The following is a 13,775-nucleotide window of genomic DNA, read 5'->3' as shown; positions in this document are numbered from 1 at the left end:
CCCGCCACCGCGACGCAGGGGCAGGAGGCCGAGATGCTCCTGGAGCGGACCCGGGCCCTCGTCGATCCCCGACTGCGCGCCGCCGTCGAGTCGTTGCCCGGATCGATCCGCCGCGTCGCGATGTACCACTTCGGCTGGCAGGAGGCCGACGGCAGCCCGTCCTCGGGGCCGGCCGGCAAGGCGATCAGACCCGCACTGGTTCTCGCCGCCGCCCGCGCGCTGGGCGGCGACCAGGAACAGGCGGTACGGGCGGCCGTCGCCGTGGAGCTGGCCCACAACTTCACCCTGCTGCACGACGACGTCATCGACGAGGACCGGACGCGCCGTCACCGGCCCACCGCCTGGGCGGTCTTCGGCATCCCGGACGCGGTCATCGCGGGCGACGCCATGCTCGCCCTCGCCCAGCGGCTGCTCGCCGAGGACTCGTCCCCGGCCGGGGCCCGCGCCTCGGCGCGCCTGTCGACCTGCGTCATCGAGCTGTGCGCGGGCCAGCAGGCCGACTGCGCCTTCGAGGACCGGGGCCCCGACGAGGTCACGCTGGACGAGTGCCTGACCATGGCCACCGCCAAGACCGGCGCCCTGCTCGGCTGCGCCTGCGCGCTGGGGGCGCTGTACGCGGGCGCGGGGGAGCGGGCGGTCGGCGCGATGGACGGATTCGGCCGGGAGGCGGGCCTCGCCTTCCAGCTCATCGACGACCTGATCGGCATCTGGGGGGACCCGGCGCGGACCGGGAAGCCGGTCGGGGCGGATCTCGTCGCCCACAAGAAGTCCCTGCCCGTCGTCGCCGCACTGACCTCCGGCACCCCGGCGGCGGCCGAACTCGCCACGCTGTACCGGGGATCGATGAACACGCCCGGCGAGGTGAGCCGCGCCGCCGACGCCGTCGACCGGGCCGGCGGCCGCGACTGGGCGCAGATCGCCGCGGCGGACCGGATGGCCCGCGCGGTCCATCACCTCTCCCGGGCGGTCCCCGACCTGGCCCGCGCGGGCGACCTCCTGACCCTGGCGGAGTTCGTCACCCGACGGACCCACTGACCACGGAGCGGAGGAAGGAGAACGGGAACAAGGCGCCGAGGTCACAAGGCCCGTGAGAGGAAACGGAGGGCGAGCGGGCGACTGTCATGGGCACGGGCTACAGTCCGTGCCCATGACAGATGAGTCATGGGCAGGGTGGTACCGGGACCGACAGGGTTCCGACGCCGTCGTCCTCACCACCGATGGACAGCAACTACGCCTCCGGACAAGGGGCATCGACTTCGAGGGCACGAGCTTCGACGGCCTCACCCCGGCCGTCGGCACGCCACCGGCCGACGACCGGTTCACCCTGGTGGACGGTGCGCTGAGCGACTGCGTCCTGGAGTGGGACCTACCGCTCCCGGTCATCTGGGACGGAGCTGTCCACCAGGCCACGCTCAGCTGCCTGTTGTCGCTGCGCCGCCCCGATTCGTACCTCGGTCTGGAGCTGCAGTTCGGCGGTGCGGCCTACACGTCCCATCGCGCCGAGAGCGACTTCGCGTCCGCCCTCGCCACGATCCAGCGCGCCCTGCCGCCCGGAGTACGTCTCCAGACCTGCATCGCCTGCGCCTTCTCGGACTACTTCCCGGCCCCGGCCGCGGTGCGCGGACTGTCCGGCGGCCTCGCATGCTTCCGGGGTGCCAAGGACGCCTACCGAGGGGCGGCCGGTGAGGGTGATGTCCGGGATCTGTGGGACCGGCGCACCGGGTTCGTCCAGGAGATCTGGAGCTGCCGCGAGTTCGAGCCCCGCCCGGAGCAGGGAGCCGGTACGGGGCACCGGGGCGCCTTCCCGCTGGAACTCGCCTGATCGTCCGGCCCCGGCCGGATCCCGCGCCGGGTCCGTCGGCCGGCCCCTGTGCTCAGTCCCGTCCGGGCCGGGCGGACGGCGTGGTGGCGTGCCAGTCGCAGGTGGCGTCGATGTTGGAGGTGGCGCTGCGCGCCGCGCGAACGGCGTCACCGGCGCGCAGGGCGTCGAGCAGTTCCTCGTGCCCCCGGGGGTCCGCGCCGTCGAAGCCCCGGTCCTCCCAGTGGGCCGCCATGGAGCGGCGCAGGGCCGGGCCGAGGGCGGCGTACAGGTTGTTCAACAGGCTGTTGCCGCCGCCGGCGGCGACGGCCTGGTGGAAGGCGTGATCGGCCTCGATCCACGCGTCGCGGTCGCGCTGCCGCCAGGCGGTGGCGCGCCGGGTCAGCAGTGCGTCGAGGCAGTCCAGTGCCTCGGGCGTGATGCGGGCTGCGGCCAGCCGGGCGGCCTGGGCGTCCAGCCCCTGGCGGACTTCGAGGACCTCGTCCAGCTCGCTGTCGAGGCGCTGGATGGCGCCGGACAGCTCGTTGGTGGCGCGCACATAGGTGCCGTCGCCCTGCCGTGCCTGCAACAGCCCCGCGTGGATGAGTGCGCGCGTGGCCTCGCGGAGCGTCCCCCGCGCGACGCCGAGCTGTTCGATGAGCGCCGTCTCGGTCGGGATGCGGGCCCCCATCGGCCATCTGCCCGAGGTGATCTCGTCGCGCAGTCGCTGGATGACGTCGTCGACCAGCACCGAGCGGCGGACGGAGGGGAGAGCCACGGCGGGTCCTTCCTGGTCGAGTGAGCGGGCCCGACCGTGGGGTGAGTGGGCCCGAGCGGAGTGAACGGGTGCGGAGACCATCGTACTCCAAAGGTTGGACGTTAAAGGTCAGACGTTTTATGTTTCTGTCATGCCGCTCATTCGCCGCCCCCCGAACACTGCCCCCGCCCCGAGGGCCGCCCCCGCCCCGAACACCGTCCCCCACCCGGACACAGGCTCCCGCCCGGCCCCCGCCCCGCCGATGTCCCGTGCCGCCACGGCCTGGCTGACCGCCGTCGGCATCGTCCTGATCGCACTCAATCTGCGGCTCGGCATCAGCAGCACGTCCGCGCTGCTGGAACAGCTCCGCACCCAGCTGGGCTTCGGACCCTTCGTCGCCTCCCTGGTCCCGACGCTGCCGACGCTGTGCTTCGCGGCGGTCGGCGCGACCAGTGCCATGCTGGCCCGGCGCGTGGGCACCGAGCGTGCCGTCCTGCTGGCCCTGGCGGTGCTGTCCGTGGGGCTCGCCGTGCGCGCGGTGACCGGCACCGGGGCGTTGCTGGCCGGCACGCTGCTGGGCGCGGCGGGACTGGCCCTGTGCAACGTCCTGCTGCCCGCGGTGGTCAAGGCGCACTTCCCCGCCCGTGTAGCGCTGCTGACCGGGGTGTACACCACCACGATGGCGCTCGGCTCGGCCGTCGCCGCGGCCGCCGCGGTCCCGGTCGCCGATCTGGCGGGGAACCCCTCGCTGGGGCTGGCGGCCTGGGCCCTGCCCGCCGTGCTCGCCCTGGCGGTGTGGGGGCTGCGGCCGGGATCCTGGAAGTCCGCCGCATGGCGTGCGGACGGCGGTACGGTCTCGGCCTGGAGCGCCGGACGCACCCGCTTCGGGCTGCTGGTGACCGCGTTCTTCGCGCTGCAGTCCCTCAACAGCTACGCGGTCATCGGCTGGCTGCCGACCGTCCTGTCCGACCACGGGATGAGTGCCGACCGGGCCGGGGTCATGCTCGGTCTGGCGCTGATCGTGGGGGTACCCTCGACCTTCGCCCTGATGCCGCTCACCAGGACGGCGGCGCGGCTGCGCCTGGCGTTCGTCATGGTCGGCGCCGCGCTGATGGCCGGCTGTCTCGGCCTGCTCTGCGCCCCGTTGGCCCTGCCCGTGCTCTGGGCCGTGCTGACCGGCTTCGGCCTCGGGGCGTTTCCGCTGGTCCTGGCCATCATCGGGGCGAGCGGCCGGAGCGCGCAGGAGACCGCCGCGCTGTCGACCTTCTCCCAGAGCACCGGCTATCTCCTCGCCTCGGTGGGCCCGTTCGGGATCGGGCTGCTGCGCTCGGTCACCGGCGGCTGGGCGCTGCCCCTGGCCGTACTGCTCGCGCTCGCCGCGCTCCAGCTGTTCGTCGGACTGCGCCTGACCCGTACCGCACCGCAGGACCGGTAGGCGGCAGCGGGGCCACCCCGTCCTGCGAGGTGGCCCCGGTGGAGCGACGGCGTCCGGACCGGGACGGTCAGGAGGCGCTGCGCGCGAGAGAAGCCGCGAAGCCGTACTGCCACAGGTAGTTGACCTGGCTGCGCTCGTTCGTATTGGGGTACGGGTTGGTGCAGGACGGGCCGGGGCCGCCGCCCGACATCAGTTCGCTGCACGGGCCGGAGTAGTGGTCCGGCAGGCCGAGCACATGCCCGGTCTCGTGCGCGGTGACGCGGGTCGAGTCGTACTGCTGGTTCTGTGCGTAGTCCAGGAAGATGTACCCGTTGCCGTGCCCGTCGGTGCTCGCGTACGAGCCCCGGGAGTCATTGCCCTCGTAGTAGGTGAAGTCGGCGTTCGAGCCTTCCTGCAGGCGGACGCTGGAGACGGAGCTGTTCCAGATCTGCGCGCTGTTGGCTATCTGGGTACGGAAGCTGGGCGCGTTGGAGGTGCTGTAGACGACGGTGACCGACTGGGCGCCGGGGTTCGCCGCCCGCTTCTTCGCCACGGACTTGGCGACCGCCTCGAAGAACGCCTTGTTCGCGGCGGCGTTCTCGTGCGACCCGGCGTAGGCGGTGTAGCCGGCGCGGGCGTCCGACGTGGTGGTGGGTGCTGCGGCGGGGGCCGAGGAGGCGATCGCCGGTGCCGTGCCCAGCGCGGCCGCTAGGCCGAAGCCGAGGCCGACCACGGCCGACATGACGGTCCTGGGGTGTCTCATGGGGGGTCTCCTACCGTTACCGGTCCGATGAACCCGTCCGATGATCGGACTCGGACGGGTGCGGTACGGAGAGAGTGTCGGCGAGCGGGAGCCGCGGCGGATGATGTCAACCGGCGATAGCACCGGGCTATCGCCAACCCCGGTACCGCCGCCGAAGAGTCCGCCAACTCCGGGTGAATTAAAGGGCTTTGATGCGATTGGGGAGTCTGGTGCGACCGTCGCCCGCCGCCCTACGCTCGACCGTATGGAGCTTGAGGTGAGACACCTCAGGGCGCTGTGCGCCATCGCGGACACGGGCAGCCTGCACCAAGCCGCCCGCAGACTGGGCGTGAGCCAGCCCTCCCTGACCACCCAGCTGCGCCGGATCGAGAACACCCTGGGCGCCGAGCTGTTCCGCCGCGAACGGACCGGCTGCCGGCCGACGTTGCTCGGCCGCTCCGTCCTCAGCCGGGCCCGCCCCCTGGTCGACGGAATGACCGCCCTGGTCAGCGACGCGAAGGCGGAGGCCGACGCGGTCCGGGCCTCCGGGCCCCGGCTGCGCATCGGCTGCACGGCGAGCCGGGTCATCGGCGGCTGGCTGCGCAGGCTGCGGCTCCGGCTCCCCGGCACGGACATCTCGCTGCGGGTCGACGTATCGGCCCGCGCGCTGCTCCGCGATGTCGGGGCGGGCGGGCTCGACGTCGCCTTCGTGCACGAGGTCGAGGGCTGCCCGCTGGCCGTCCCCGACGGCCTGGAACAGCGCGTACTCCTGGACCGTGAACCGCAGTTCATCTCCATGGCCAGGGACCACCCGGCCGCCGGCCGGCCCGTGGTCGACCTCGTCGACCTGGCCGCCGACCGGTGGATGGTCGACCCCACGGTGGACGGCGAATGGGACGGGCTGCGCCGGGTGTTCGACGAGGCCGGTCTCGCGCCGACCGTGCTGCACGGCGACTACCTCACCGCCGCCTCCCTCATCGTGCTCGGCGAAGCGGTCGCCCCCTGCCAGCCCACCTCCGGACCGCGCGACGACATGGCGATCCGCCCGCTGCGCGACGACCCCCTCGCCGTACGGCTGTTGCTGGTGTCCCGGCCGGGCGTCGACACGGCGACGGTGTACGGGGAGCTGGAGGCGGCCTACCGGGAGGCGGCCCGGCGCGCGGCCGGGTACCACCAGTGGCTGCTGCGCAACCGCAGCCCGCTCGCCCGGACGCCGTGAAGCACGGGTTCCCGATTCCGCCGAGAGCGAGGACCGGTTCCCACCGGGCCGCCCGGCGGGCAGAGTCGGTGCCATGAGGCTTCTGATGCTGGGCGGTACGGAATTCGTCGGGCGCGCCGTCACCGAGGCGGCGCTGGCGCGGGGCTGGGACGTCACGGTGTTCCACCGAGGCCGGCACGAACCCCCGCCGGGCGTGACGGAGCTCCTGGGCGACCGCACCACCGAGGACGGCCTCGCCGCCCTGGCCGGACCGGGCGACGGCCCCGACGGCGGGTACGCCTGGGACCTGGTCGTCGACACCTGGAGCGGCGCCCCCTCGGCGGTACGGGACGCGGCCCGTCTGCTGGCCGGCCGGGCCGCCCGGTACGCCTACGTCTCCAGCCGTTCCGTGTACGACTACCCGGCCCCGGCCGGCCTGCCGGAGGAGGGTCCGCTGGTGGCCGGTGCCTCGCCCGACGCGGGCGGGGACGTCTCGTACCCCCTGGCCAAGCGCGGCGGCGAACTGGCCGCGCTCGACGCCTTCGGCGACCGGGCCCTCCTCGCCCGCGCGGGACTGATCCTGGGTCCCTGGGAGAACATCGGCAGACTGCCCTGGTGGCTGCGGCGGATCGCTCGCGGCGGGCCCGTACTGGCCCCGGGCACACCGGATCTGAGGCTTCAGTACATCGACGCCCGCGACCTCGCGAACTGGCTGCTGGACGCCGCCCGCGGCGGTCTGCACGGACCGTACAACCTGGTCAGCCGCCCGGGCCACGCCACCATGGGGCAACTGCTGGAGGCCTGTGTGCGTGTCACCGGCTCCGACGCGGCACTGCGCTGGACGTCCGCGGAGAAGATTCTCGCGGCGGGCGTGGAGCCGTGGAGCGATCTGCCGGTCTGGCTGCCGCCGGGCGAGCTGTACGACACCCTGCACTGCGGAGACGTCAGCAAGGCGTACGCGACCGGCCTGCGCTGCCGCCCGGTCGAGGAGACGGTCGCCGACACCTGGAAGTGGCTGGAGGAGCTGGGCGGAGAGGCCCCGCAGCGCCCGGACCGGCCCGCGGTCGGCCTGGACCCGGGCGTGGAGGCCGAACTCCTGGCGGACACGGCGGCCGCGCTGATGGCCCGGAGGGCGCGTCGACGCGGCTAGTTTTGGCCCATGGCCGAACTGCTGCTGCACCTCACCGAAGGCCCCCTGTGGGAGGCGGCCCGCGGGATCGGGACGTACGAGATGTCCACCCGCGGCCGCACCCTGCACGAAGAGGGCTTCATCCACTGCTCGCTGCCGCACCAGCTCGCCGGCGTGGTCGAGATGCTGTACGGCGCCGGGAGCGGGGCCGGGACCGGCGACCAGGAACTCGTGGTCCTGGTCATCGATCCCGACCGGCTCCCGGTGCCCGTACGGTACGAGTCCATCGTGCCCGGCGGCGAGGAGTTCCCGCACATCTACGGTCCCGTCCCGGTGGACGCGGTCGTGGAGGTGCGGCCCTGGCCACGCAAGGAAGGCGCCCCCGCATGAACAACCCACCCCCCACCGGCCCGGAGAACCCGGGCGCACCCATCGTCGCCGTCACCGGCGCGGGCGGAGCCGTCGGCGGCCGTGTCGCGCGGCGTCTGGCGCGTGCCGGCGTGCCCGTGCGGCTCCTCGGGCGCGACCCGTCCCGGCTGCCCGAACTGCCCGGCGCCGTCGCCGCGCCGCCCGCCCCGTACGGCGACGGGGAGGCCATGCGCCGCGCCCTGGCCGGGGCGCACACGCTGTTCCTCGTCTCGGCGCACGAGAGCCCGTACCGGGTGCGCGAGCACACGACGGCCGTGGACGCGGCGGTCGCCGTGGGCGTCGAGCGCATCGTGTACGTCTCCTTCCTGGGCGCGGCGCCGGACGCCACGTTCACCTTCGCCCGGGACCACTGGCACACCGAGGCGCACATCCGGGCCGCCGATGTCCGCTACACCTTCCTGCGCGACAGTCTGTACCTGGCCGGGATCCCGGCCATGACCGGCGCCGACGGGGTGCTGCGCGGCCCGGCCGGGGACGGCCGGGTGGCGGCGGTGGCGCACGACGACATCGCGGACGTCGCGGTCGCCGTCCTGCTGGCCGACACCGAGAGCGACGACACCCGCTACGACGCGATCACCTACGACCTCACGGGCCCGGAGGCGTTCACCCTCGCCGAGGCGGCCGAGGAGCTCAGCAGGGTCACCGGCCGGACCGTCACCTACCTGCCGGAGACCCGCGAGGAGGCCTACGCCTCCCGGGCGCAGTACGGTGCCGAGGACTGGGAGGTGGCCGGCTGGGTGACGTCGTACGAGGCCATCGCCACCGGCGAGATGGCCACGGTCTCGGAAGCGGTGCCGGACCTCACCGGGCATCCGGCGACGAGCCTGGCCGCCTTCCTGCGGGAGCATCCGGACAGCTACCGGCATCTGCTGAAGACGGACTGACCCCGCGGCGGGCGGTGCCGGAGAGGAAAGGGACCCGAGGCCATGCGCACGGAGACCCCGTGGGGCCCCTGGGACCCGCCCCCGCCGGACGAGGCCGCCCGCCTCTTCGCGCCGTTGCGTGTCCCCTGGTGGATCGCCGGGGGATACGCGGTCGAGTTCGCCGTGGGCCGCGCCTTCCGGGACCACGGCGACATCGACGTACTCCTGCTCCGCCGCGACCAGCTCGCCGCCCAGCACCTCCTGGCGGGCTGGGAGCGGTGGGCCGCGGACCCGCCCGGCACCCTGCGCCGCTGGCTCCCCGGCGAGGTCCTGCCGCCGTACGTGCACGACATCTGGTGCCGCCCGGGGCCCGACCAGCCCCAGGCCGTGTCCGCAAAGTCCCGCCTGGCTCGCGGCGTCTGGCAGCTCATGCTCGACGACGCGGAGGGCGGCGACTGGCTGTTCCGCCGCGATCCCCGCATCCGCCTGCCGGTCGAACGGCTCGGCCGGGTCTCGGGGACGGCGTTCCGTATCTCCGCTCCCGAGGTGCAGCTCCTGTACAAGGCGGGGTCCCCGCGTCCGCGCGGCTCAGCCCTCGTCGTGCGCCCTCCGCAGCGCGGCGATGTCCAGCTTCTTCATGGTCATCATCGCGGCGGTCGCCCTGGCGGCCTTGGCTCCGTCCGGGTCGAGGAGCAGCTCGGTCAGCCCTTCGGGCACGACCTGCCAGGAGAGGCCGTACCGGTCCTTCAGCCAGCCGCAGGGCCCCTCTTCGCCGCCGTCGGCGAGGCTGCTCCAGTAGTAGTCCACCTCGGCCTGGTCCGCGCAGTCGATCTGGAACGAGACGGCCTCGTTGAAGGTGAACTCCGGCCCACCGTTCACCCCGACGAACCTCTGCCCGTTGAGCTCGAACTCGACCGTCATCACCGACCCGGCGGGCCCCGGTCCCGCCTCGCTGTAGCGCCCGATCCTGCCGAGGCGCGAGTTCTTGAAGACCGAGACGTAGTACTCCGCCGCCTCCTCTGCCTGCCCGTCGAACCACAGACACGTGGTGAACCCCTCGGTGGTCATCGCTGTCTCCCCTCGTGCGCGCAGTCCCGTCGTCCGCGCATTTCCACCCATATCGACCGATCCCGCCCTGAAAACTCATCGGTGGTACGAGGAGCGAATCGACGGGGGACCGGCATCGGCCGAATTCATATGGTCCCCTCGGGAGAGGCGAAACCTCCGGCGACACGGCCGCGTTCCAGGTAAACGGCTTCGCAAACACCTTCGCGAACGCCTCTGCGCGCTTCCGTGAACAGCTCCGTAAACGGCTTTCTCGCGCCGGGGAGTCACCCCTACGATCACCGCAGCGGGATCGCGCGGTCCCGCAGACTGCGGCGCCGTGGCAGAGCGGCCCATTGCGATCGGCGTCCGGAGGTCACCCGTACGCCGACTGGCGGGAACAGGGCGGACCTGCCCTCCTCGCCCGCGGGTTCGAATCCCGTCGGCGCCGTAGTCGACCGCAGGCTCCGTCGTGGCCCTCGACCCCGGAGACCGGCCCGAGTCCGGCTTGAGGCCGCGGTGGTTGTCAGTCCCTGTGTTCTGGGAAAGGAAACTGACCGGCGGGCACGCCTTCTGACCGACGGCGGATCTCGGTTGATCCGGTTGAGTCCGGGGTGGCGTCGATAGACTGCCGCCATGTCGCATCCGCCGATGTCGCTCCAACTCGAAACCGCACGGCTGACGTTGCGTCCGTGGACCGATTCCGACATCGATGCCCATCGCGAGCTCGTCGCCGAACGGGGCGACGGCATGCCGTCGATCGAGCACAACCGGCGGATGATCGAGGACGAGCGCGCCGCGTCGGCACGGACAGGCGTTGCCCTGCTGGCCGTCGTCCGTCGCGATGTGGGCGACTTCATCGGGTACTGCGGGCTCACCGTCGGTCGGGCTTCCGTCGACGAGCCCGAGATCGCGTACGAGTTGTTCCGGCACGTGCACGGACAGGGCTACGCGACCGAGGCGGCTTCCGCGGTGCTCGACGCCGCGATCGCGACCGGACGGAAGCGGCTCTGGTCGACGGTGCGCCCCTGGAATGTGCCGTCGTTTCGCGTCCTCGACAAGCTTGGGTTCGAGCGCGACCACGTATCGACCGATGACCGCGGCGAACTGGTATGGCTCACCCGCTCCCTGCCATGAGAGGCGCGTGACGGTCGGGCCCGGGTGGCGCTCACCGCAGGACCGGCGGCCCGGCCGGCATGGCCTTCGAAGCCCCTTCCCCGACGAGCACGGCTCGACCCCGGCCACCCACACCCGCCACGACGTCGTCCCCGCCGGCCGGAGCACCGACAACCCGGTCACCGTCTGGCTCCACCCCGGCCACGGCCGTCTGCTCGTGGACGTGATCCGTACCGGCCTGGTCACCCCCGTCTGGTGCACCAGTTGGCGGCAGGACGCCACCACCCTCATCGGCCCCTCCTGGGCCTTCCGGACCTGCCGTACGTCGACCTGCCGCGCCCCCAGATCACCACCAGCCACCCCAACGGCTACCTGTGGAAGCGCGACCACGTCGACGCCTGGCTGGCAGACGCCCTCGCCGTCTGGATCGACGACGACTTCACCAGCCTCGATCATGCCTGGGCGGCGGAGCGCATCGCCAAGGGAACGCCGACCCTCCTCGTTCAGCCCGACCCACACCTCGGGCTGCAGCCCGAGCACCTGACCGAGGTCACGACGTGGGTCTCGCAATTACCCACGGCCCGCGCCGCCTGACGACTGATGCCCTCGCTGCCAGGAGCAGCGAGGGCATCAGGGTGCGCTGTGGGGCTTAACGCTCATGTAAGCGCTGAGCGAGGTCTGTTCCCAAGTTGTGCGTGATGGTTTCCCGCTCCGAGCTCGCCCCGCCGGCTGCGTAGGTGAGAACAAAGAACGTTTGTAGATGAGTTGCAGGAGCAGCCGCTTGTCACTGATGCCCGGAATGTTGACGAGACTTGGAAACACCTGTCTGGAGTGTCGGCGTCGGTCGATGGCCGACGGAGCTTGCCAAACCTGCGATCGCTAGGAGGGCGCCGTCTCTCAGTGTCCGCCCGACGGCGAGGTGGCGGCGTCGTTCAGGCAGCGGTCGAGCAGTGCGTGCATGCGGGGCACGGGGAGAGACGGGTTGGCCACGGCGCCCTCTGCGGTGCGCGAGTCAGTGAGGAGAGCATCCAGGGCTTCCGGCGTCAAGCTCGGGTTGGCAGCGGCTGCCCGGCACACCGACTCGTCGGGGTCTTCCACCTGGACCTCGGCCAGGGTGGGATCGGCTGCGGCCAGGGCCCGTACGTCGGGATCCGGGTGGCCGATGAGGTGGGCCCAGCCGGTGCGGGGGAACGCGGGCAGGGTCAGCAGGTGCGGTCGGTGGGCCGGGCGGGTGACGAAGACGTCCAGGAGGAGGTCTGGCGGAGCCAGCGGGTGGTGGCAGGCCAGCAGGATCCGTACCTCCTCGTCGTCGTCCTGTGCGAGTGTCGCGGCGAGTTCCGCGGGCAGGCCGGGGAAGCGCGCCGCGACCCGGCGGAGCACTGGTTCCTCGGACGCCGCGCAGGCGGCGAACCAGTCGGGCGACGGCTCGCCGGTCGGCTCGGTGATCGGACAGGTGCAGTCCGGGCCGTGCCCGATGACCCTGTCGATCGCCCAGTACTCGGCCCAGGTACGGGGGAAGGGGTGGAGGCTTGCGCGCATCCGCACGTCCTCGTCCGGGTCCTCCCTCAGCTCCGCCACCAGGTCCGGTTCCAGGTCGGGCCGGGCGGCGACCAACTCACGGATCCCCGCCTCGGGGTGGCGGGCGAGCCGGACGACGGCGTCGGCCGGGATGTGGGGATTCCAGGTCAGGGGGCGCACCGTGCCGTCCGCGAAGCACTGCTCGACGAGCGCGGGGGACAGGGCACACCTGCCGAACACGAACGGCTTGCCGCGGGAGCCGTAGGACGGCAGCCTGGCCTCCACCCGTTCCGGATCCAGCACCCAGCTGTGCTCCTGCGCCGCCTTCCGTACCGCAGGGTCGGGGTCGTCGAGCAGGGCCTCCCGCTGCGCGGCGGTGAGCGACTGCCACTCCCAGGTGGCGCGTTCACGGAGCCCGGGGTGCTCGTGCCCGGCCATGGAGCGGTGGAAGGACAGAGGGATCTGCTGGGAGGAAATGAGCTCCCCGACGATCTCGTTCGCGGTGAGCGTGCCGTCTTCGCCCCCGTCCCGGGCGGTCAGGAGGGTGACGAGGATGTCGTCCGGCAGTGGTCGGACCCATCGCGGGCGGAGATGGGCAGGGGTGCCGCCGGCGAGCCACCCGCGGACGATCCCCGACGGGTCCGTCGCCAAGGGGGCTAGTCGTGCGGGGTCGATGTGCCGGTTCTGCGCGAGCGCGCGGCGGATCACTCTGTCCGGGTGGTTCAGGGCCGCGTCGATGACGGCGTCGGGCAGGTCACGACCCGCGCACATCAGCAGGCCGGCCTCACCGGCCGCTGGATCCACCAGGCGTATCAGGACGTCGGAGGGCGCCGCCGGATTGAAGGCGATGCCGCGCAGCCACGGTTCGTGCAGAGAGTCGGACACCGCGTCATCCTGCCACCTCGCCTCCTGAACCGGGCCGCCCGACGGCTACCTCGTCGGCGCTTACCGGCGTCTCCGCCCGCAGGACTTTTGGACCACGTGGCGCGGGCCTTGCTCATCATGCGCACGCTGACCGTACGCGGCACAACGCCAGGCTCCGCATCCACCCCCGCCGGGGTACGCACGACATCCGGGGCAAGTCAAGCAACCGGGCGTTGCTGAAACTCGGCTACATCGTCTTCCGTGCTCACAGGGTGTTCTCGCTCTTGGGCAACAAACGCTCTCGCTACTGACCGACAAAGCCACCCCGCGGAAGCGCATCCACGGGACATCCCGTCTGTCCAGCCACGGCGTGCTGTCTGTGGCGACTGGCATGATCAGCCGCGTGATTCGACTCCTCCCCCCAGCACCGTGCTGTCGGGCCGTAGGAGCCGTCGTAAAGGTTGCTGGGTGAATTCGTGGGAAAGCGACCCGGCGTACCGGGCGGTGGTTCGGGCGTTCGTGGACGGGGATCCGGTCGACCAGGTGGGTGGGCCCTTTGACGTTCGCGCGGTGGTGGCGGGCATCCCTCCGGGCGCCAAGGACGGGTTTCTGCTTGAGGAGGTGCCATGGGACCGCTTTCCGGAGGGGGCCAGGGTCCGCGAGGCCATGGAGCGGTTGCGCTCGGGCGACGCCGGCGCCGTCGTTAGTGGGCTCGGCACGCTGACCGGCCTGTGCGCCAACGACATGAGGGCCGCGGCCGCGTTGCGGATCTACGCGCACCTGTGGCCGGGCGAAGAAGACCGCACCCGGTCCGTCATGGACGCCGTGCTCGGCGGATTGCGGACCGGGTGCGGACAGCAAGACCAGGCGATCAAGGAAATCGCAGGTCAGAGGGCTTGAGTC

The 13,775-nt window shown here is 72.3% G+C and carries 13 protein-coding genes, 1 tRNA gene and 2 pseudogenes; 12 read left to right on the top strand and 4 right to left on the bottom strand.

Annotation, left to right across the window (positions count from 1 at the left end; genetic code table 11):
• Positions 1 to 33 precede the first annotated feature (33 nt).
• A complete protein-coding gene (locus BT364_RS04675) occupies positions 34 to 1,035 on the top strand; it encodes a family 2 encapsulin nanocompartment cargo protein polyprenyl transferase (protein ID WP_072484177.1) in 1,002 nt (333 codons plus the stop codon).
• A gap of 112 nt (positions 1,036 to 1,147) precedes the next feature.
• A complete protein-coding gene (locus tag BT364_RS04670) occupies positions 1,148 to 1,822 on the top strand; it encodes a DUF6304 family protein (RefSeq protein WP_072483803.1) in 675 nt (224 codons plus the stop codon).
• Between the two features lie 52 nt (positions 1,823 to 1,874).
• Here BT364_RS04670 and BT364_RS04665 read toward each other — a convergent pair whose 3' ends face one another.
• Positions 1,875 to 2,576 carry a FadR/GntR family transcriptional regulator gene (locus tag BT364_RS04665; protein ID WP_072483802.1) on the bottom strand — a complete coding sequence of 234 codons (702 nt, stop codon included), beginning with the start codon at positions 2,574 to 2,576 and terminating at the stop codon, positions 1,875 to 1,877.
• Positions 2,577 to 2,706: 130 nt separating this feature from the next.
• Between BT364_RS04665 and BT364_RS04660 the strand changes: the two genes are divergently transcribed.
• A complete protein-coding gene (locus BT364_RS04660; RefSeq protein WP_143166448.1) occupies positions 2,707 to 3,990 on the top strand; it encodes an MFS transporter in 1,284 nt (427 codons plus the stop codon).
• Positions 3,991 to 4,057: 67 nt separating this feature from the next.
• Here the strand turns inward: BT364_RS04660 and snpA are convergent, their stop codons facing one another.
• Positions 4,058 to 4,732, bottom strand: a complete 675-nt coding sequence (gene snpA / locus BT364_RS04655; protein ID WP_256259590.1) for a snapalysin — start codon at positions 4,730 to 4,732, stop codon at positions 4,058 to 4,060.
• A gap of 244 nt (positions 4,733 to 4,976) precedes the next feature.
• Here snpA and BT364_RS04650 point away from each other — a divergent pair, with 244 nt between their 5' ends.
• From BT364_RS04650 to BT364_RS44060, 5 genes and pseudogenes are all read left to right on the top strand, one after another.
• On the top strand, positions 4,977 to 5,930 hold the full coding sequence (locus tag BT364_RS04650; RefSeq protein WP_072483799.1) for a LysR family transcriptional regulator: 954 nt from the start codon (positions 4,977 to 4,979) through the stop codon (positions 5,928 to 5,930).
• An 85-nt stretch (positions 5,931 to 6,015) separates the two neighbouring features.
• Entirely contained in the window at positions 6,016 to 7,059 is a 1,044-nt protein-coding gene (locus BT364_RS04645; RefSeq protein ID WP_072483798.1) for an NAD-dependent epimerase/dehydratase family protein, read from the top strand.
• Positions 7,060 to 7,068: 9 nt separating this feature from the next.
• Positions 7,069 to 7,428: a DUF952 domain-containing protein gene (locus BT364_RS04640; protein ID WP_072483797.1), complete on the top strand. Its 360-nt coding sequence runs from the start codon at positions 7,069 to 7,071 to the stop codon at positions 7,426 to 7,428.
• The gene (locus BT364_RS04635; RefSeq protein ID WP_072483796.1) at positions 7,425 to 8,351 is read left to right on the top strand and encodes an NAD(P)H-binding protein; all 927 of its coding nucleotides are present in this window, start codon (positions 7,425 to 7,427) and stop codon (positions 8,349 to 8,351) included. The genes BT364_RS04640 and BT364_RS04635 overlap by 4 nt, the downstream gene beginning before the upstream one ends.
• Before the next feature lie 42 nt (positions 8,352 to 8,393).
• Positions 8,394 to 8,516: pseudogene (locus BT364_RS44060) on the top strand (nucleotidyltransferase domain-containing protein); the annotation flags it as partial.
• A gap of 402 nt (positions 8,517 to 8,918) precedes the next feature.
• Here BT364_RS44060 and BT364_RS04630 read toward each other — a convergent pair.
• The gene (locus tag BT364_RS04630; protein WP_072483795.1) at positions 8,919 to 9,398 is read right to left on the bottom strand and encodes a VOC family protein; all 480 of its coding nucleotides are present in this window, start codon (positions 9,396 to 9,398) and stop codon (positions 8,919 to 8,921) included.
• Positions 9,399 to 9,708: 310 nt separating this feature from the next.
• On the opposite strand from BT364_RS04630, the gene BT364_RS41330 reads away from it, so the two are divergent.
• From BT364_RS41330 to BT364_RS04620, 3 genes and pseudogenes are all read left to right on the top strand, one after another.
• Positions 9,709 to 9,825: transfer RNA gene (locus BT364_RS41330), tRNA-OTHER, on the top strand.
• A gap of 185 nt (positions 9,826 to 10,010) precedes the next feature.
• Entirely contained in the window at positions 10,011 to 10,511 is a 501-nt protein-coding gene (locus BT364_RS04625) for a GNAT family N-acetyltransferase (protein WP_072483794.1), read from the top strand.
• Between the two features lie 7 nt (positions 10,512 to 10,518).
• Positions 10,519 to 11,084, top strand: a pseudogene (locus tag BT364_RS04620) (hypothetical protein).
• A 303-nt stretch (positions 11,085 to 11,387) separates the two neighbouring features.
• Here the strand turns inward: BT364_RS04620 and BT364_RS04615 are convergent.
• A complete protein-coding gene (locus BT364_RS04615; protein WP_072483793.1) occupies positions 11,388 to 12,893 on the bottom strand; it encodes a hypothetical protein in 1,506 nt (501 codons plus the stop codon).
• A 447-nt stretch (positions 12,894 to 13,340) separates the two neighbouring features.
• Here BT364_RS04615 and BT364_RS42550 point away from each other — a divergent pair, with 447 nt between their 5' ends.
• Positions 13,341 to 13,772 (top strand): hypothetical protein, encoded by a 432-nt coding sequence (locus tag BT364_RS42550; protein ID WP_107408168.1) that lies wholly within the window; start codon positions 13,341 to 13,343, stop codon positions 13,770 to 13,772.
• Positions 13,773 to 13,775: the final 3 nt, after the last annotated feature.

Source organism: Streptomyces atratus (assembly GCF_900119365.1).
Lineage (GTDB): Bacteria > Actinomycetota > Actinomycetes > Streptomycetales > Streptomycetaceae > Streptomyces > Streptomyces atratus_B.
The sequence above is the reverse complement of the archived record's forward strand: the minus strand, read 5'-3'. Positions and strand labels throughout refer to the sequence as shown.

What these genes read in the sequence shown, in the direction of transcription:
- BT364_RS04675 (WP_072484177.1), top strand. Translation starts at nt 34, where the DNA reads ATGCTCCTGGAGCGGACCCGGGCCCTCGTCGATCCCCGACTGCGCGCC.
- BT364_RS04670 (WP_072483803.1), top strand. Translation starts at nt 1,148, where the DNA reads ATGACAGATGAGTCATGGGCAGGGTGGTACCGGGACCGACAGGGTTCC.
- BT364_RS04660 (WP_143166448.1), top strand. Translation starts at nt 2,707, where the DNA reads ATGCCGCTCATTCGCCGCCCCCCGAACACTGCCCCCGCCCCGAGGGCC.
- snpA (WP_256259590.1), bottom strand. Translation starts at nt 4,732, where the DNA reads ATGAGACACCCCAGGACCGTCATGTCGGCCGTGGTCGGCCTCGGCTTC.
- BT364_RS04650 (WP_072483799.1), top strand. Translation starts at nt 4,977, where the DNA reads ATGGAGCTTGAGGTGAGACACCTCAGGGCGCTGTGCGCCATCGCGGAC.
- BT364_RS04645 (WP_072483798.1), top strand. Translation starts at nt 6,016, where the DNA reads ATGCTGGGCGGTACGGAATTCGTCGGGCGCGCCGTCACCGAGGCGGCG.
- BT364_RS04640 (WP_072483797.1), top strand. Translation starts at nt 7,069, where the DNA reads ATGGCCGAACTGCTGCTGCACCTCACCGAAGGCCCCCTGTGGGAGGCG.
- BT364_RS04635 (WP_072483796.1), top strand. Translation starts at nt 7,425, where the DNA reads ATGAACAACCCACCCCCCACCGGCCCGGAGAACCCGGGCGCACCCATC.
- BT364_RS04630 (WP_072483795.1), bottom strand. Translation starts at nt 9,398, where the DNA reads ATGACCACCGAGGGGTTCACCACGTGTCTGTGGTTCGACGGGCAGGCA.
- BT364_RS04625 (WP_072483794.1), top strand. Translation starts at nt 10,011, where the DNA reads ATGTCGCATCCGCCGATGTCGCTCCAACTCGAAACCGCACGGCTGACG.